Raw genomic sequence first — 17582 nt, forward strand, 5'->3', positions numbered from 1 at the left:
CATGACTCCCCCCAGGCCCTGCCTCCTGTCACGGTGACACGGCGGCTCAGGGATCTTCACTCTCGTGCGGGAGCCAGGCAAGTCGGGCCGCCGTTGAAATCCGGTCGACCGCACGGTCGCGTGATCAACAAATGAGGCTGAATCGCGCCCTACTGACATCCGGTCAGATTCACTCACACTCGAACACATGGGGGCATTAGGGGATCAAGAGTGGTTCATATGCCATTGCTGCGGAGAGGCGGGCCCCACCGTGCGTGATCGCGGGCGGATCGACCTCATGTCGAGACTCTGCGAGACATGCTGGAACGTCCTCGCGAACGAGATGGCGAAGGCCGATGGAGCCACGGCCGCCCCACGACCTGAGCCCGACCCTGACGACGTCTCGTGGATCGAGCCGCCGATCTGCCCCGAATGCGGAGCATTGATTCGCGTATACCCAACTAACTACGACCGGTGGGTCAGCCTCGCCACCATGGAACTGCCCGCCAAAGAGGTCCCAGAGCCTTTCCGCTGGCGTTTGACGAAGCCCCTGGGTCGTTCCCCCATCGCCACCGGCATCGTGGCCGTACGGGTCCGTGGAATCGATCCGCTCCCCGGAGATCCAGTTGTGCCGGCCCACAGCATGATGTGCGTCCCCGACTGACGCGTGCCCTAGATCACACGCCCCGGGCGAGGCGCAGCCGTGCCCCTGGCGTACCCCTGGCCTACCCCGAGCGTGCAGCGATCAGCAGGAAACAACGGGGAACGTCGGGGAGCAGCCGGAGAACCCGCACGTCAGCATTGCGCCAGCTCAGCCCCGATCCGCATACGCGATCTTCCAAACTGGGGCTCCAAGACTCAGGCGGCGCGCTTGGCCGGCGCCGACCTCGTGGGCAGCTGCCGCACTACAGGTTTCGATCAGAGAGGACAGATGCGGCCACACCCGAGGAAGTGAGGCGCAACTCAGCTTGACTTGCCAGTCGCCTGTAGTGAGGCCAAACAGGGATTCCTGGAAACATCCCGTCTCGATGTTCAATAAAGGGTGCGGCGGCGTACTTCAACCGGCCTAGAGCCGGAGCCCAGAGATCCAGGAAATCCTGCTCACTCACATACTTCTTCTCGCAGTAATATGCGGCAACGTCTAGAGCCGCCAGGGCCCGATTGGCGAGTTCGTAGTCTTCCTGCCTGAGGTCCTCGACTACACCCTGCCGACGATAGAGATCGAACAATACCCTTCTCCCTCTCTGCAATTCCGGAGAAATGAGTGTCTCGTGTAGCTTCAGGAATACATCCCTCTTATCCGTCCGCGTCGTGTAACGAACGGCGACACCACTCACGAGTAGAGCGATAGCCGAGACGACGAGTCCCGTAATCTGCATTTCCGACTCCCGAATGACAGAGCGATCGCACCCTTGGACTGCGCACAGGGCGCAGTAGCAGGCAGTCTGACAGAGGCGCGCCCCGGCCGTGCCGCATCGTGCGGTCCACCAGGGGCAATAGCGGTTCGCCGCGGTCGAGCTGCGCCGCTGACCTGGCCACGCATATACGCGAGTCGTTCCAGGCCCGCCCGGCGCCACACAAGTTCATACACAAGAAGGACTTCCCGTTGGAACCCCACCGGGCGGTCGCGTTGGTAATCTTTCCGTCGACCGGCGACCGGCCAGCGTTCTCCCTCATCCCAGCCACAACATGGCGGGAGGCGCCACCACCCTTCACCGACTATGACTACGAAGGGAGGAAGAGCGCCCCGGAATACGGCCTGAGCAGATGAATGTGATCCGCCGCCCAGAGAACCGATCGTGGCCGTCACGAGAATTCGACCAGACCCAGATTCAAGGATCTGGCACACGCTCCGTGAATGATCTTGCGGGAGCGGTCGGCTGGCGTCGCGGGCGTTGTGCCGGAGGCCGGCGGCGAAGCTGCTCTTCCCGGCGAGGCGAAGGGCGCCGATGGCGGGGTTGCGCCAGGTCGCCATGGCGGGGCGCGGATCCGGTTCGCGGCTGGGAGGCGTCCTCGGCCAACGTCACGTCTCGGACGTGGTGCAGGGCTTCGATCTTCCAGTGGCTGCGGATCAGCCGGGCGGGCTCGGCGGGTGTGGCCTGTTCCGCAGTGAGGCAGTTGACCGCCTAGTACTCCAGCCGTAGATCGTGATCTTCATGCTTGAGCGGCTTGTCGTCGTTAGTGGCTGGTCTGGGATCGGGCCTGGTGGCGGCGTCGCCAGACGGACCAGCCAAGCCGGTCGACAGGGTCAAAGACGCCGTTGGATGACGAGCGTGATGAACAGTCGTTGGATCTCGTTGCAGGTGAGCGGTATCAGCTCGTCGGGTGAGGGATGACGGTCGTGTTCGTTCGCGCGGACGACGGCGAGGAAGGCGTGCGCAAGCATGGCCAGGGTGACCCAGCGGGACCAGGACGAGTAGCGCCGGACCTGGTGCTCGTCCAAGGCCGCCAAGCCCTTGCCGGACTGGAAAAACTCCTCGACCCGCCACCTTGATCCAGCGACGCGCACCAGGGTGGTCAGCGGCACTGCGGCCGGCGAGTAGCAGCGGTAGTACGCGAGTTCGCCGGTGCTGCGGTTGCGGCGGATCAGCAACTGCTGGCTCCCGGGCCGGAGGTCGGTGAGGTCGATGACGGCCCAGTCGTAGAAGCGGTGGCCCTTGGCTCCGACCCCTGCGGACAGCTTCTGCCAGGCCCTCTTGGGCACCTTCCTGGCCAGCGTGTCCGCGCGGAACTTCCCGGCGCCTGTGGTGACTTCGTGCGAGCAGGCCACCGCTAGGACGTAGCCGGTGCCGCGTTCCTCCAGCGCGGCGCGCAGCCTCGGGTTGCCGCCGTAGACCTCGCCTCCCGCGACCCATGCGGCCCGGTGGCCGGCGTCCAGGAATCGGGGGACCATGCGGGCGGCCAGCTCTGGCTTGGTCGCGAACTCCGTCTTGTCACCGAGTCCGGCGGCCCGGCAGCGGTCGGGGTCGGAGGTCCAGGAACGCGGAACATAGAGTTCCCGGTCGATCGCCGCGTGCCCTCGCGGGGTCGAGTAGGCGAGGTAAACGGCTACCTGGCTGTTCTCGACGCGTCCGGCGGTGCCGGTGTACTGGCGCTGGACACCGACAGTGTCGGTGCCTTTCTTCACGTCGCCGGTCTCGTCGACCACCAGCACCGCCTCGTCGTCGTGCAGATGCTCCACCACGTAGTCACCCACGTCGTCGCGGACCTGGTCGGCGTCCCACTTGGCCCGCCCGAGCAGGTGCTGCATGCCGTCCGGGGTCCTGTCCCCGGCCCACTCGGCGATGGTCCAGCAGTTCTTGCGCGGCAGGTCCGACAGCAGGCCGAGTACCAACTTCCGGGCTCGGCGCCGGGATTCGACCCGCGTGAACCGTCCCGCTATCCGGCTCATCAGGCCCTCGAACGCCTCCTGCCAGTGGGCAGGGTTTACGCTGTGACCTGCGGCCACAGCGTGATCTTCAGTCTTCACACACCGATGATCAACGGTGGCCGCACCCGTCTCCACAGCGCGTCAGGCTCGCGTAGCGTCTGTCTGCCGTCCTGTGTCTGGAGGACTTGTGCAACGTGGCGAAGTCTGGTGGGTCCAGTTCGACGAGCGGAGGTTGGTCGTACTGCTGTCGGGAGACGACGCGTCCGGGATCCGGGTGATGCAGGTCGTCGCTCCGGCGGGCGTCGACATTAGCGGTCTGGGCATCGAAGTGATGGTGGGCGCCGGTGAAGGAGTGCCGTTCGAAGGCGTGCTGCGGCTCGCGTTCCCGCGTCCAGGCTTCACCCCTTGCACGTGGCTGACCACTGTGTCACGGGACGACCTGATAGAGCGGGCGGCCGTCCTGTCCTCGGCGAAGCTCAGCGAGATTGACGATGCCCTCCGACTCGCTGAACAAGCGCAGGAGCAGACCCCGGCGACGACCGCGAAGCTCAGCGAGATAAGGGACGCCCTCCGTCTCGGTGAACTCGGGTAGAGGGAGAAGGAGCCGACGGCGTGGGCGGTCTCGGCCAGATGGTCGACGCTGTCCGACTGTCGCCTCGGCGCCCCTCACCATCGAGATCACGATCTACGGCTGGAGTAGCTAGACGGTCTTGATGCTGACCTTGCCGGTCTTGCGATCCATTCGGCAGCGTTTGAGCTGGACGGCCTGGCGGGCGCCGGGAAAGAGCAAGCTGTTCCCCGTGCACACCTTGATGCGGCGGATCTCGCCGCGGCCGTGGCCGGTGTCGCGGGTGCGGCCCTGCAGCGGGATCTGCTTCCAGGGAAGGGACTTGAGCTGCTTGTGGAGCTTCTTCTGGTTCCCTTTCACGGTCACGATGTAGTGCGCGGCTCGGCCGAGCAGGTAGCTGGCGTGCTCGCGCTGGGTGTGCATGGCGTCGCTGGTCACGACCATGCTCCCGCCGGGTCGGCGAGGGTCTCCAGCAGAGGCTGGAAGCAGGTGGTTTCGTTGGTCTTCTCGCCTACGTCGAGTTGGGCCAGGACCAGGCGGGAGAGGTGGTCGCAGGCGGCGAGCAGATGGATCTTGTGGCCCGTGGCCTGGCCGCTCCGCGCAGGGTCTTGCCGTCGACCGCCACTGCGTGCAGCTGACCGTCGGCCCCAGCGCGCCGGTCGGCCAGCCAGCGGCCCACCGCCCGGTCCAGCGCGTCGCCGTCGATGCGGCCCAGCAGCCGCCGCCGCACCGTCGCCTCCGCCGGCAGGCACCGCTTCGGGGACAGCGGATCGGGCCGTACGCCAAGGCCGCTCCAGGACGGACGGCGGGGCGTCGGTGATCGGCTCACCCACCACCGGCAGGGAGGTCGCTCCGGCCGGAACCGCGCACGCGGTCAGCGCGAGCACGACGACCAGAGCGTGCCGTACGCCGCGCGGATCGCGGGGGTCGGGCACCTCGGCCAGTCGCTCCGGCAGGCCCGGGATCTCCTCGGGCACGGCCCCGGGATGCTCGCCGAGTTGGTCAAAGGCAGGCGGGATCGGTGATGATGCGTCGGCAGGCACGGTCTTCCGCTCGGATCACGGGGCATCGAGAACTCCATGATCTTGGAAGGGCACGTCATCCGCCCGCGGCGTCCTCGGCCTCCCAGCGCAGCAGGTCGCCCGGCTGGCACTTGAGCACCTCGCAGAGCGCGGCGAGCGTCGCGAAGCGCACCGCCTTGGCGCGGCCGTTCTTGAGTACCGCCAGGTTGGCGGGCGTGATCCCTACGCGGTCCGCGAGCTCGCCCACGGACATCTTCCGCCTGGCCAGCATCACGTCGATGTCGACGGCGATCGGCATCAGATCACCTCGTCCAACTCGGCCTGCATCTGCGCCGCTTCGACGTCGCGCGCGACGGCCTGGGCGAGCAGCATCCGCAGCACGAGCACGATGAGCGCGACCCCGAGGATGGCCACGGCAATCCCGCCCATGATGAGGGTGACGCCCGGGTCGTCTCGCTGGCCCGGCGCATTGATGACCGTGACCGCGAACCACAGGAGGGCAGCCGCCACGATCGCGCCGATCACGCCGTCCACGTACCGGAACGCGGCATGGGAGAACACGGTTCCGCGTCGCACCATCGCCACCAGCCGCCATACGCAGACCAGCGCGACCTGGACCGACACCATGCCCAGGATCGTGACCACGCGCAGCGCGGTCAGCGGCAGCGACCCGTCCTCCGGGTCACTCCCGCTGACCAACGTCCACACCATCAACGCCTGCACGAACACGGTGCCGGCGAGCACCACCGCGAGCACGGCGCGCAGCGCACGCGTTGTCAGCTTCCCCATGACCCATCCTTCCATCGAGTTGCGATGGGAATCTATCGAAATTCGATAGGTGAAACAAGGACTGTGACGGAGGGCGGGCGGCAGTTTCGCACCGTGACGGGACGCCGCCGCCTCCCACGGCATGGCGGTTGCGCGAACCGTCTTGATCTTGTCGAAGTCGGCCTCACTTGAACACAAATCGGACGCCACCCGACTACGCCGAAGCCCTGGGGACTCCCCTCTCCCTCTCCCGCGCCCTCCCGCCCGGCGGCTCGATGTGCGTGGTCGGCGAGTCCGGCTCGGGCAAGACCACGGTGGCCCGGATGCTCGTCGGCCTGGAGACTCCGACGGCGGACACGATCCGCATCGACGGCGAGGCGGTCACCACCGGCCGGGGCACGCGCCCCGACCGCCCTGTCCGCGCCCAACGGCTGTGCCGCGCCCGCCGCATCCAGCTCGTCTTCCAGGATCCGTACGCCTCCCTCGATCCGCGTCAGACCATCGGCGACGGCATCGACGAGCTCCTGCGCCTGCATGAAACCGACCGTGATCTGCGCCGGGACCGCGCCGCCGAACTCCTGGACCAGGTGGGCCTGGACGCCCGGATGGCACGTTCGAGGCCGAGCGCTCCCTCCGGGGGCAGCGCCAGCGGTTGGCCATCGCCCGCGCCCTGGTGTCCCGGCCGAGGATCCTCGTACTCGACGAGGCGGTCTCCGCGCTCAATGTCTCCATCCAGGCGCAGGTACTCAACCTCCTCGCCGACCTGCGCGAAGAGCTCGGCATCGGCTGTCTCTTCGTCACCCACGACCTGGCCGTCGTCCAGCAGGTGACCGACGAGCTGATCGTGACGCACCAGGGCCGCGTCGTCGAACACGACACCACCGACCAGGTGCTGACCGCCCCGGAGCAAGCGAGACCGCCGCATGTTGGTTGAGAACGCCCAGCGGAATGATCCCGGAAGCAGGCGCCGTTGCCCGCCGGTCCCCGGCTCGACGTGTCCGTGTGGTTCACACGGACACCGGCGGCCTTTCCGGGCCGGCTGCCTCCAGGAGCAGTTTCGCGGCCACCGTCGCCCCGTCGGTGCGGATCGTGCCGGCCACGGCCCTCGCCCGTGCTCGGGTCTCGGGGGTCAGGGCCGTGGTGAGCGCGGCGGACAGGGAGTCGAAGGTCGGCGTCGGGCCGTAGTGAGCCGAGCCGATGCCCAGCTCGGCCACCCGGCCGGCCCAGTAGGGCTGGTCCGCGATCCGGGGGATCACCACCTGAGGCGCGCCGGCCCGGGCCGCCGTCGTCGTGGTGCCCGCGCCGCCGTGGTGCACTACGACGGCCACCCGGCGGAACAGTGCCTGTTGGTTGACCTCGCCGACGACGAAGCAGTCGTCGGCGTCGTCGATCGGGGCCAGGTCCGCCCAGCCGCGGGCGAGGAGTACGCGGCGGCCTTGCGCACGGCTCGCTTCAATGGCCACCCGGGCGATGTCCTTCGGCGCGTGCGCGGCCATGCTGCCGAAGCCCACGTAGACCGGTGGTGCGCCCGCGTTCAGGAAGGTCTCCAGCTCCTGCGGGAGCGGGCGGTCGTCGGGCAGGATCCACGCCCCGGTCTGCACGAGGTCGAGGTCCGTCCTGCCCTGCGACGGACACAGCGTCGCGTCCGCCGCCAGCCACGGCCGGCCGGTGAGGACGTGGTCGCGGACGTTGTCCACCGGCGGCAATCCGATCGCCGCCCGATGGCTGTTGAGCGCCTCGCCGTACAACGCATTCACCCTCTGGGCGTCCTGCTGCCACAGCACCCGGTTGTCGGTCTCGTCCTGCGGGGACGGCGTGCCTGGCCGCCTCCCTGGAGGGAAGTGCTGCGACGGCAGTCCGAGGGTGTGGAAGCACGCGAGCACATAGCGGATGCCCAGTTTCTCGGCCACGTCCCGTGCGCCCGCCGGCATCAGGCCGGTCGCCACCAGCGCGTCACATCCCTCGGCCGCCGCGGTGAGCGTGTCGAACCGCGCGGCGACCAGCTCGGGGGCGAGCCGGAACGCGTCTTCGGCCGTCGGTGGCTTCGTCCCGGCGACCACCGAGTGCACCGTCGGGCCGAGCGGCACCAGCGGCACACCGGCACGCGCCAACAGCGCCGCGAACTCCTCGTCCGGCGGCGCGCACACCCGCGCCTCCGCACCGAGTTCCCGCAACGCCACCGCCAGTCCCGCCAGCGGTTCGACGTCCCCCCGCGACCCCCACGTCGTCAACAACACTCGCACTTCGCAACTCCCCGTCTGTTTCCGCAGGTTCTGGCTTTCGGCCGCCGATTCTGCGGGACAAACCGGGTCTTGCCGCAAGCCCCCCAGTGCGCTATAAGTTGAGAGAGGCAAGGAGAGGGATCTCCTTGCCTTTGCTATTTGTCGTCCCCTGTGGACGGACAGCCTCCTCGCGAAGCGGCGACCCGCCGCGTACGGCGGCACATCGGCCAGGAGGATCTCCCCTCGGCCGCGCGCCGTCCACAGTGACGAAAGGACGGCACGCATGGCGAACAGCGCCTTACTCGTGATGGATGTTCAACGGGACATCGTGGGCATCGCCGACGACGGCTCCGGATATCTGCCGCGCCTGCGCAAGGCGATCGACGGTGCCCGCGCGGCGGGCATTCCCGTGATCTACGTGGTCATCGGGCTACGGCCGGGCCATCCAGACGTCAGCACACGCAACAGGGTGCTCACCACCGCCGTGCAGGCCGGTCTGTTCACCGAGGGCGACCCCGGCACCGAGATCCACCACGACGTCGCACCCCAGCAGGACGACATCGTGGTCACCAAGAGGCGAGGAAGCGCGTTCTCGGGCAGCGATCTCGACTTGGTACTCAGGGCTCGCGATATCGACAGTCTTGTTCTCACCGGCATCGCCACCAGCGGTGTAGTGCTGTCCACCCTGTGCCGAGCCATCGACCTGGACATCGGCCTCACCGTCCTGGTCGATGCCTGCCTCGACACCGACCCCGAGGTGCACCGGGTCCTCACCGAAAAGCTGTTCCCGCAGTGGGCAGATGTCGTCTCCGTCGAGGACTGGCTCAACGCCATCAGCCGCGGCAGCGCAGCCAAGCAGTGATGCAACATGACTCAAACCAGTTCGGGTTGCGGTTCCGGTTGCTGCGCCGGTGCGGTCTTCGGTTCCCACAGTTTGCTGGTCCGTACGTAGCGGTGGACCACTGAGGTCATCGCCAGAATGAGAAGTGGTCCAGCCACCCACGGGTGTTGGGCCATCTCCATCGGCAGATAGCGATATGACACCAAGAGCGCAGCGAAGACTGTTGCGCCGTAGGTGACCAGCTGGATTCCCGGCCGGTCCCAGCCGCGGTCATGCGCGCGCAGTGCTGCCTCGATCGTGAGCGCGAACACCACGCCGGCAATGAGATCGGCGCCGTAGTGGTAGCCGAATCCCAGCGTTGCGCTGAGCGTGGCAATCAGCCAGAACGCGCCTGCCCATTGCAGAATCCGTGGGCCTTTGCGGGAATGAACGAAGATCACGGTGGCCCACGCCGTGTGCAGGCTGGGCATGCAGTTGCGTGGGGTGATCTCGTCGAATGGCATCGGGTGCGGGGCCGTGAGCGGCGGCGGCGTGTCCGGCCACAGGTTGGCCACCGGCCAGTGCCCGCCGCCGGTGCCGAAGGCGCCGGTGCCGTAGGCGAAGACCGGTCCGACCACCGGGAAGATCATGTAGATGGCCGGCCCGAGGAGGCCGATGACCAGAAAGGTGCGCACCAGATGATGGCGCGGGAAGCGGCGCTCGACCGCCACGTTACGCAGCTGGTACAGCGCGACGACGACCGCGGCCACCGCGAGCTGAACGTAGACGTAGTCGAGAACATGGGCGCCGATCGGGCCGGTGGCCTCGACAATCCGGCCTGCCAGCCACGAGGGGTCACCGAGGGCGTGATCGGCGGTTGCCACGTACTGGTCCAGCACCGCAGGGCGGGTCTTCGATGTGATGAGTAGCCAGGTATCGCCGGTCTTGCGGCCGGCCACCAGCAGCAGGCCCAGCCCGACGCCCTTCAGCAGCAGGACACGTTCCCGGCCGGTGCGGCGCGTGACGGCGATGACCGCACAGCCCAGAATCACCCACAACGCGCCATTTCCGAAGGGCTGGCCGTCGGTCGTCCTGGCGTCGACCGCCCACCGCACCAGCGAGAAGACGACGTCGATACCGATCGCGGCGCCAGCCGCGATGAACCGCTGCCGCCAGGTGAGCACCACCATCATCAACGCCATACTGGCGTACAACAACGGCCCCGATTTGGGGGCGAATATCAGCTCTCGCACCTGGTTGGTGATCGGCCCCGGCAGGCCGTAGCGACGAGCGACGATCTCCAGCATGATGAGGAATCCGAGTGCCGCCAACCCCGCCGTGGCCCACAGCATCGCCCGCGGTTGACGCCACGCGGCGAACGTAGTTCTGCACTTTATTCGCGAAAATATCCGCGACGCTATAGATATCAATTGTTGTTTGGCCGATTTGTAGATGTCAGTTAATTGGGTTGCCCTTCATGCCGGATGGCATGGTTTTCCGACGAAGGGCGGACGATCAAGACGCTCGCCGTGAGCTCGAACATGCTAGCGGAGCGGTGCGGGAGTGGACATACGTCCGACCGGCGTCAGGAGCTCGTGAGGATGACGAGTTGCTGGGTCGCTCGGGTCATCGCGACATAACGGTCGACCGCTCCTTCGATGCCCTTGCCGAACGCCTCTGGGTCGATGAGGACGACCAGGTCGAACTCGAGCCCCTTCGACAGCTCCGGGGTCAGCGCCCGGACACGGGACGTCGTGCGGAATGTGGGATCGCCGATGACGCAGGCGATCCCGTCGGCATGTGCAGCGAGCCAGGTGTCGAGGATCGAGCTCAGATCCGAAGCGGATCCGTGGACGACGGGGACGCCGCCGCTGCGGATGGAGGTCGGCACGTTGGCGTCCGGGAGCACGGCCCGGATGACCGGCTCGGCTTCCGTCATGATTTCTTCCGGCGTCCGGTAGTTGATGCTCAGGGAGGCCAGGTTGACCCGGTCGAGCCCGATCCGTTCGAGCCGTTCCTGCCACGACTCCGTGAACCCGTGCCTGGCCTGAGCGCGGTCCCCGACGATGGTGAAGCTCCGGGACGGGCATCGGAGCAGCAGCATCTGCCACTCGGCGTCGGTCAGTTCCTGGGCCTCGTCCACGACGATGTGCGCGAACGGGCCGGCGAGCAGATCCGGTTCGGTGCCGGGCAGTGCGCTCTCGTCGATCAGGGTGTCCTGCAGGTCCCTTCCGCGCAGCATCCCCACCGCGCCTTGGCTCTCGTCGATCTCGGTGTCCCGCAGCAGGATCTCGATGACATCGGCCCTGCCCGCGCGTTCGGCGGCGACAGCGGCCTCGTTCCGACGCTTGCGTCGGGACGCCTCCGGGTCGCCGAGCCGCTGCCGTGCCGCGTCCAGGAGCGGCAGGTCGGACACCGTCCAGGCCTGGGCTTCCCCGCGCTGCAGCAGTGACACGTCATCGGGGCTGAGCCAGGGAGCGCACATCCGCAGGTAGGCGGGTACCGACCACAGGTCTCCGACCAGGTCGGCCGCTTCGAGGAGCGGCCACGCGCGGTTGAAGGCCGTGAGCAGCTCCCTGTTCCGCAGCAGCGACTTGCGGAGCAGGTCATCAGGGGCGTCGCCGTCGTGCTTGTCCACCAGGATCGTGAGCAGCTCCTCCAAGACCTGGTCGCGCGCCTCGTTGTGCGGAGTACCGGGTTCTGCTGCTTCGAACGCTGTGGCCCATTCATCGGCGCTCAGCCAGATGTCGGACCAGTGGGTCGTGACCGTCATCCCCTTGGTGGGCGGCTCCTCGTAGAACCTGACGGCCGTCTCGATCGCTTTCACCATGTTCGCGGACGACTTGAGGAGGGCCACGTTCGGGTCCGCCTCGGTGGCCGCTGCGGCTCCCTCGTCGACCAGGTCCCGCAGGGTGCAGGTCTGCACACCCTCCTCTCCGAGGCTGGGCAGGACGTCGGCGACGTAGGCCAAGTAGGGCCGGTGCGGTCCGACGAACAGCACGCGGCCCCGGTGGTGACCGAGGCGAGGATCGGAGTAGAGGAGGTAGGCGGAGCGGTGCAGGGCGACGACGGTCTTCCCGGTACCCGGACCGCCGTCGACGACGAGAGCGCCGCGGGATCCCGCGCGGATGATGGCGTCCTGGTCGGCCTGGATGGTGCCGAGCACGTCTCGCATCCGTGGCGACCGGTTGCTGCCCAGGCTGGCGATGAAGGCGGACTGGTCGTCGAGCGCTGCGTGCCCGGCAATCCCGTCCGAGGTGAACACCTCGTCCCAGTAGTCGCTGATCCGGCCGCCGGTCCAGCGATACCTGCGGCGGCTTGCCAGACCCATCGGGTTGCCGTGGGTGGCTCCGAAGAACGGTTCGGCCGCGGGGGAGCGCCAGTCGACCAGCAGCCGACGGCCCGCGCTGTCCGTGAGGCCAAGTCGTCCTACGTACACGGGCTCGGGGTTGTCCGCGCCGACCATGTGTCCGAGGCACAGGTCCAAACCGAAGCGCCGCAGTGCGCGCAGACGAGCGGTCAGCCGGTGGATCTCCATGTCCCGGTCCATCCCTTGCCGGCCCAGGCCGCCGGGCGCCTTGCGCGCGGTTTCGAGGCGGTCGGACAGCTCGGCGATCGACTGCTCAAGGCACTCCGCGATGGCCGCGAAGTGCTGGTCATCGCCGGCGATCAGCGTCGGGTCGGCCTTTGCGGAGAGGTGGTGGGGAAGGTCAAACGCCCTGGTGGTCAGGGGGTTCACGTGACGGGCTCCGATCTGAGGTCACTTGCGACCATTGCGTGCGGCCGGATGTCTGGGCAGGGCGTGTCGAACCTGGTGGCCGTGACGAGCGACGCGCCGCCTGAGGTGGACTCCGGGGCCTTGCCGGGCCAGGTCGCCGGCGTTTGCCGATTCTCGTGTTCTGGGTCCTGGCTCGACGATCCCGCGTGGTTCACGCGGGCACGGGCGGCCCTTCTCAGCTGACCGCGTCGAGCAGCAGCTTCGCGGCCACCGTCGCCCCGTCGGTGCGGATCGTGGCGGCCACGGCCCTCGCTCGTGCTCGGGTCTCGGGGGTCAGGGCGGTGGTGAGCGCGTCCGACAGGGACTCGAAGGTCGGAGTCGGACCGTCGTGTGCCGCGCCGATGCCCAACTCGGCCACCCGGGCGGCCCAGTACGGCTGGTCGACGATCTGGGGTACCACCACCTGAGGCGCGCCGGCCCGGGCGGCCGTCGTCGTCGTACCCGCGCCGCCGTGGTGCACGACGGCGGCCACCCGGCCGAACAGTGTCTGGTGGTTGACGTCGCCGACGGCGAAGCAGTCGTCCCCCTTGTCGATCAGGCCAAGGTCGGCCCAGCCCTGGGCGACGATTGCGCGGCGGCCCTGCGCGCGCACCGCCTCGATGGCCACTTGCGCGACGTCCGTCGATTCGCGCATGGGCATGCTGCCGAAGCCCACGTACACCGGCGGTGTGCCGGCCTCCAGGAACGCCGTCAACTCGGCCGGCAGCGGGCGTTCGTCCGGCAGGAGCCATGCGCCGGTCTGCACGACATCGAGGTCCGCCGTCTCCTGCCACGGGGCCAGGACCGGGTCGGCCGCCAGCCACGGCCGGCCGGTGTAGACGTGGCTGCGGACGTCGTCCACCGGTGGCCGGCCGAGCGACGCCCGGTGGGCGTTGATCCCTGGGCCGTACAGCAGGTTGAAGCTCTGGTCGTTCCAGTCCCACAGCGCCCGGTTGTCGGTCACGCCCGGCGGGAACGGCCGGCCCGGCAGCGCGTGCGGCGCGTGGTGCGGCGACGGCAGCATGGTCGGGAAGTAGGCCACGTACGCGAAGTGGATGCCCAGTTCCTCGGCCACCGACTGCGCCCCGGCCACCGCCGGGACCAGGCCGGTCGCCACCACCGCGTCGCATCCCTCGGCCGCCGCGGCGACCGCCTCGTACTGCGCGGCGACCAACGCGGCCGCGCGCCGGGGCAAGCCCTCCGGCGTCAGCGGCGCCGTCCCGGTCACCAGTGTGCGCACCGGCTCGGCGGCCGGCACCAGCTCCACGCCGACACCGGCCAGCAGCTTCGCGAACTCCTCGTCCGACGGCGCGCACACCCGCACCTCCGCGCCGAGTTCCCGCAACCGCACCGCGAGTCCCGCCATCGGCTGGACATCCCCGCGCGACCCATACGTCGACAACAACACACGCACTTTGCGACTCCCGATTTCCGCGGATTCTGGCCTCGGCCGGAGATTCTGCGCCACGACGGGGGCCTTGCCGCAAGCCCCCCGGTGCGCTATACGTTGAGAGTGGAAAGGAGTGGGTACTCCCCTTTCCCCTCATCGTCCGCTGTGGACGGACGACCTCCTCGCGAAGCGGCGACGCGCCGCGTACGACGGTGCCATCGGTTCGACTCCGGACAGACCTGCTGTCGCCGTGTGGATCGGCGGCAGCGGGCGAGGTTCCTCGACCAGCTGCCCCGGTCATCTTGCTTGAGTGGGAAAACGCCGCGCCGCGCAGTGGGTCTCGCCGATCGCTGCCGTGCGAGTGCGTACGGCTTCCGCGTGCGCACGGACCGCTGCCGCGCAGAGGTGAAGACGCCGGGCGGCCGTGATCACCGTGATGGGTTTGCCGCCGTTGGCACGCGGACCGGAGTGCGCGGTGGGACCGAACGGAGGAGCGTGGTGGTGTAAGGAGGAGCGTCATGGCCAGCAGGGCCGCTTCAGTGCGGCGGGACGATCAGGAGCGGGGCTGGCTGCGTGGCTCGCCGCCTCCGCGCTGGGTTCGGATGCTGCCGCCGGCGCTGCTGGTAGGGGTCTGCGTGGCGGAGTTCGCGAGTAGCGAGCCGCTGGACATCGGTTTTCTGCTGGGCACCATTCCGTCGCTGGCCGTGCTCTCCTACGGGCCTGTGGCGACGGGAGTGTTCGGCGTCGCCGTCGTCATTCTGTTGAACGTGCCCGCTCTGGAGCTCAACCGCCCGGGCAACACCGATCTGATGACCATCAGCTTCATCGCCGTGCTGAGCGTGTTCGTGTCCCTGGTGCGCAGCCGTCGGGACGCCCACCTGGTCACGGTGCGGACCGTCGCGGAAGCCGCCCAGTTCGCGGTCCTGCCGCCGCTTCCCGAGCGCGTCGGCCCGGTGGGCTGCGCCGGTCTGTACCGGGCGGCACAGCGCGCGGCGCTGGTCGGCGGCGACTTCTTCGAGGTGCGCGAGGGACCCTATGGAGTCCGGGCCGTCATGGGTGATGTGCAGGGGCACGGGCTGTCGGCCGTCGGTACGGTCGCGTCGCTTCTCGGAGCGTTCCGGGAGGCGGTTCTCGACCAGCGCGGGCTGGAGGCGGCCGCGGCCCGCCTCGACCGGAGGCTGGTCGTGGACTCCGCGGGTACCGAACACGCCGAGCTGTTCGCGACCGCCGTACTCCTGGAGTTCTCGCCCGGCGCGGATGAGGTGCGGCTGGTGTCCTGCGGGCATCCGCCTCCGCTGCTTCTGCGGGGAGCGGAGGCCGTCGAACTCGATCTCGAGCCGGGGGCTCCGCTGGGTCTCGGGCTCTTGGACGCCTCTATGCCGCAGGGGCGCACCGTCCGGCTGGAGCGCGGTGACCGGCTGTTCCTGGCATCCGACGGGGTGACGGAGAGCCGGGACGAGAGCGGTGCCTTCTACCCCTTGGCCGAGCGTCTGCCCAAGTTCGACGAGGAGACGCCGGCCGCCCTGATCGACAGCGTGTGGGAGGACCTTGTGCGGTTCTGCACCACGGTGCGTGACGACGTCACCATGCTGGTCCTCACACCGCTGCCGGAAGGTACGGAAGGCGGCCCGGCCGGACCCGGCGGGCACCTCGGTTGAGGACTCAGCACAACCCTGGGGCTGTACCTACTAGTACGTACGGGCGCGATCACGGAAGCGTGGGACCTCCGGTGAAGCACGCCCGTCGCCGTCAGCCCGTCGCCCCCGCCGCGATGTCCAGCGCCGCGATGTAGCCGAACGTCATCGCCGGACCGATCGTCGAGCCCGCGCCCGCATAGCTGTGCCCCATGACCGCCGCGCTGGCGTTCCCGGCCGCGTACAGGCCGGGGATCACGGTGCCGTCCGAGCGCAGCACACGCGCCCGGGCGTCGGTGCGCATCCCGCCCTTGGTGCCGAGGTCCCCCGGGACGATCTTGAAGGCGTAGTACGGGGCGAGCCACAGGGGTGCCAGACAGGAGTTGGGGAGGATCGCGGGATCCGTGTAGTAGTGGTCGTAGACGCTGTCGCCGCGGTGGAAGTCGGTGTCCTTGCCGTTCTGGGCGAGGCCGTTGAAGCGGCTGACGGTGGTGCGCAGGGCGGCCGCGGGTACGCCGATGGCGGTGGCCAGGGCGTCCAGCGTCCAGGCCTTGTACGCGGCGCCGGAGGTGTACCACGCGTCCGGGAACGTGAACGTGGGTGCGACGTCCTTGAAGAGGTAGCGGTTGCGGTAGTTCTGGTCGACGATCAGCCACGCCGGGATGTCGGGCGCGCCCGCGTCGCGCTCGTACATGGTGTGCACGACGTCGCTGTAGGGGGCGGCCTCGTTGACGAAGCGCGCTCCGGCGGCGTTGACCAACAGGCCGCCGGGCAGGGTGCGTTCGGCGAGGCAGAAGTAGGGCTCGTCGGGCAGCGGGATCGCCGGGCCCCACCAGGCGTCGTCCATCAGGTCGAGCGCGGCGCCGGCCCGCTGCCCCGCCCGGATGCCGTCGCCGGTGTTCTCCTTGGCGCCCACCGTCCACGCGGTGCCGATCGGCTGCTGCTGGTACTGGGCGCGCATCGCCGCGTTGTGCTCGAAGCCGCCGGAGCCGACGATGACCCCGCGTCGGGCCCTGACCAGGCCGGATGTGCCGTTCTGGGTGACCACGGCGCCGGTGACGGAGCCGTTCTCCACGTACAGGTCGGACAGCGGGGTGTTGAGCCACACCGGCACCTGCGCGGCGAGCAGTCCCGCGCGCAGCCCGGCGGCCAGTGACTGGCCCATCGTCAGGGGCTTCTGGCCGAGGAGTGCCGCCTTGGTGCCGCGGGCGAGGCATTCGGTGGCGACGGCGGCGCCCTTCGCGCTGACCAGGGAGAGCGTGAGCCATTTGTAGTCGGCGCTGAAGACGACCATGCCGCTCGGGACCGCCATGTACGGCGGGTTCAGATGGGCGAGTTCGGCGCCCAGGATGTTCCCGTCGAGCTGGTCCGGCTCCATGGAACGGCCATTGGGCAGCCCGCCCGGCAGCTCGGGGTAGTAGTCGCTGTAGCCCTCCATCCAGCGGAAGCGGAGCGGGCTGTTGGCCATGACGAAGGAGATCATGGCGGGTCCGTTGCCGAGGAAGGCCTGTTGGCGGTCGGCGGAGACACCGGAACCGACCACCGCGGCGAGGTAGGTGGCGGCCTTCGCCGGGGTGTCGGGGACGCCGGCGGCGAGGATCACCGGGTTGTTCGGGATCCAGATGCCCGCGCCGGAGCGCGCCGCCGAGCCCCCGAAGGTGGCCGCCTTCTCCACGACCACACAGCTGAGGCCCTGTTTCGCGGCCGTCAGCGCGGCGGTCATCCCCGCCGCCCCGGAACCGATCACCACGACGTCGTACGTGCCGAGCAGGGGCAGATCGGCCGCCTCGGTGACACCCGGGAGGCCGGCCGCGAGCGCGAGCCCGGCTCCTGTCGCGGCACCGAGCACGCGGCGCCGCGAGGGGCCGGGTGCGGCGGGGGTTTCGGTACGTCTTGCGGGGTCCGCGCTCGTGGACATGGCAGGGCGCTCCAGCAGGGCGAAGGAATGTGAGGCGTGCTGTGCTCCGGGAACCAACGGGCCCCCGCCGTACCGGTTCTGATGCAGCGTCAGGAATGTGGCGCGGGGGTCTTGTGAAGTCAAGAGGCCCGGAC

The 17582-nt window shown here is 68.8% G+C and carries 15 protein-coding genes and 2 pseudogenes; 6 read left to right on the forward strand and 11 right to left on the reverse strand.

Annotation, left to right across the window (positions count from 1 at the left end; genetic code table 11):
* Positions 1-322: 322 nt before the first annotated feature.
* Positions 323-643: a DUF6083 domain-containing protein gene (locus tag AB5J50_RS03550; protein ID WP_369265294.1), complete on the forward strand. Its 321-nt coding sequence runs from the start codon at positions 323-325 to the stop codon at positions 641-643.
* 241 nt (positions 644-884) lie between these two features.
* On the opposite strand, the gene AB5J50_RS03555 is transcribed toward AB5J50_RS03550, so the two are convergent.
* The gene (locus AB5J50_RS03555; RefSeq protein ID WP_369254780.1) at positions 885-1358 is read right to left on the reverse strand and encodes a hypothetical protein; all 474 of its coding nucleotides are present in this window, start codon (positions 1356-1358) and stop codon (positions 885-887) included.
* 799 nt (positions 1359-2157) lie between these two features.
* Positions 2158-3370, reverse strand: a pseudogene (locus AB5J50_RS03560) (IS701 family transposase).
* Positions 3371-3536: 166 nt separating this feature from the next.
* Here AB5J50_RS03560 and AB5J50_RS03565 point away from each other — a divergent pair.
* Positions 3537-3941: a type II toxin-antitoxin system PemK/MazF family toxin gene (locus tag AB5J50_RS03565; RefSeq protein ID WP_283968348.1), complete on the forward strand. Its 405-nt coding sequence runs from the start codon at positions 3537-3539 to the stop codon at positions 3939-3941.
* A 108-nt stretch (positions 3942-4049) separates the two neighbouring features.
* Here the strand turns inward: AB5J50_RS03565 and AB5J50_RS03570 are convergent, their stop codons facing one another.
* From AB5J50_RS03570 to AB5J50_RS03585, 4 genes are all read right to left on the reverse strand, one after another.
* Positions 4050-4355 (reverse strand): hypothetical protein, encoded by a 306-nt coding sequence (locus AB5J50_RS03570; protein ID WP_369254782.1) that lies wholly within the window; start codon positions 4353-4355, stop codon positions 4050-4052.
* Complete coding sequence (locus AB5J50_RS03575) at positions 4352-4894, reverse strand: transposase family protein (protein ID WP_369254784.1); 543 nt, start codon at positions 4892-4894, stop codon at positions 4352-4354. Before AB5J50_RS03575 ends, AB5J50_RS03570 begins: the two co-directional genes overlap by 4 nt.
* 121 nt (positions 4895-5015) lie before the next feature.
* Positions 5016-5237 carry a helix-turn-helix transcriptional regulator gene (locus AB5J50_RS03580; protein WP_010981499.1) on the reverse strand — a complete coding sequence of 74 codons (222 nt, stop codon included), beginning with the start codon at positions 5235-5237 and terminating at the stop codon, positions 5016-5018.
* Complete coding sequence (locus tag AB5J50_RS03585) at positions 5237-5728, reverse strand: DUF2975 domain-containing protein (RefSeq protein ID WP_369254786.1); 492 nt, start codon at positions 5726-5728, stop codon at positions 5237-5239. The genes AB5J50_RS03580 and AB5J50_RS03585 overlap by 1 nt, the downstream gene beginning before the upstream one ends.
* A gap of 254 nt (positions 5729-5982) precedes the next feature.
* On the opposite strand from AB5J50_RS03585, the pseudogene AB5J50_RS03590 reads away from it, so the two are divergent.
* Together AB5J50_RS03590 and AB5J50_RS03595 are read left to right on the forward strand one after the other, a co-directional pair.
* Positions 5983-6359, forward strand: a pseudogene (locus AB5J50_RS03590) (ATP-binding cassette domain-containing protein); the annotation flags it as partial.
* Positions 6360-6641, forward strand: coding sequence for a hypothetical protein (locus AB5J50_RS03595; RefSeq protein ID WP_369265762.1), 282 nt, complete (start codon positions 6360-6362; stop codon positions 6639-6641).
* Positions 6642-6714: 73 nt separating this feature from the next.
* Here AB5J50_RS03595 and AB5J50_RS03600 read toward each other — a convergent pair whose 3' ends face one another.
* The gene (locus AB5J50_RS03600) at positions 6715-7950 is read right to left on the reverse strand and encodes a glycosyltransferase (protein WP_369254788.1); all 1236 of its coding nucleotides are present in this window, start codon (positions 7948-7950) and stop codon (positions 6715-6717) included.
* 262 nt (positions 7951-8212) lie between these two features.
* On the opposite strand from AB5J50_RS03600, the gene AB5J50_RS03605 reads away from it, so the two are divergent.
* Complete coding sequence (locus tag AB5J50_RS03605; protein WP_369254790.1) at positions 8213-8791, forward strand: cysteine hydrolase family protein; 579 nt, start codon at positions 8213-8215, stop codon at positions 8789-8791.
* Positions 8792-8802: 11 nt separating this feature from the next.
* Here the strand turns inward: AB5J50_RS03605 and AB5J50_RS03610 are convergent, their stop codons facing one another.
* From AB5J50_RS03610 to AB5J50_RS03620, 3 genes are all read right to left on the reverse strand, one after another.
* Entirely contained in the window at positions 8803-10101 is a 1299-nt protein-coding gene (locus tag AB5J50_RS03610; protein WP_369254792.1) for a phosphatase PAP2 family protein, read from the reverse strand.
* 233 nt (positions 10102-10334) lie between these two features.
* On the reverse strand, positions 10335-12488 hold the full coding sequence (helR, locus tag AB5J50_RS03615) for an RNA polymerase recycling motor ATPase HelR (protein WP_369254794.1): 2154 nt from the start codon (positions 12486-12488) through the stop codon (positions 10335-10337).
* 214 nt (positions 12489-12702) lie between these two features.
* Complete coding sequence (locus AB5J50_RS03620; protein ID WP_369254796.1) at positions 12703-13920, reverse strand: glycosyltransferase; 1218 nt, start codon at positions 13918-13920, stop codon at positions 12703-12705.
* 494 nt (positions 13921-14414) lie between these two features.
* Between AB5J50_RS03620 and AB5J50_RS03625 the strand changes: the two genes are divergently transcribed.
* On the forward strand, positions 14415-15554 hold the full coding sequence (locus AB5J50_RS03625; RefSeq protein WP_369254798.1) for a PP2C family protein-serine/threonine phosphatase: 1140 nt from the start codon (positions 14415-14417) through the stop codon (positions 15552-15554).
* A 91-nt stretch (positions 15555-15645) separates the two neighbouring features.
* On the opposite strand, the gene kstD is transcribed toward AB5J50_RS03625, so the two are convergent.
* A complete protein-coding gene (kstD, locus tag AB5J50_RS03630; RefSeq protein ID WP_369254800.1) occupies positions 15646-17448 on the reverse strand; it encodes a 3-oxosteroid 1-dehydrogenase in 1803 nt (600 codons plus the stop codon).
* Positions 17449-17582 lie beyond the last annotated feature (134 nt).

The organism is Streptomyces sp. R35 (assembly GCF_041053035.1).
GTDB classification, from domain to species: Bacteria; Actinomycetota; Actinomycetes; order Streptomycetales; family Streptomycetaceae; genus Streptomyces; species Streptomyces lutosisoli.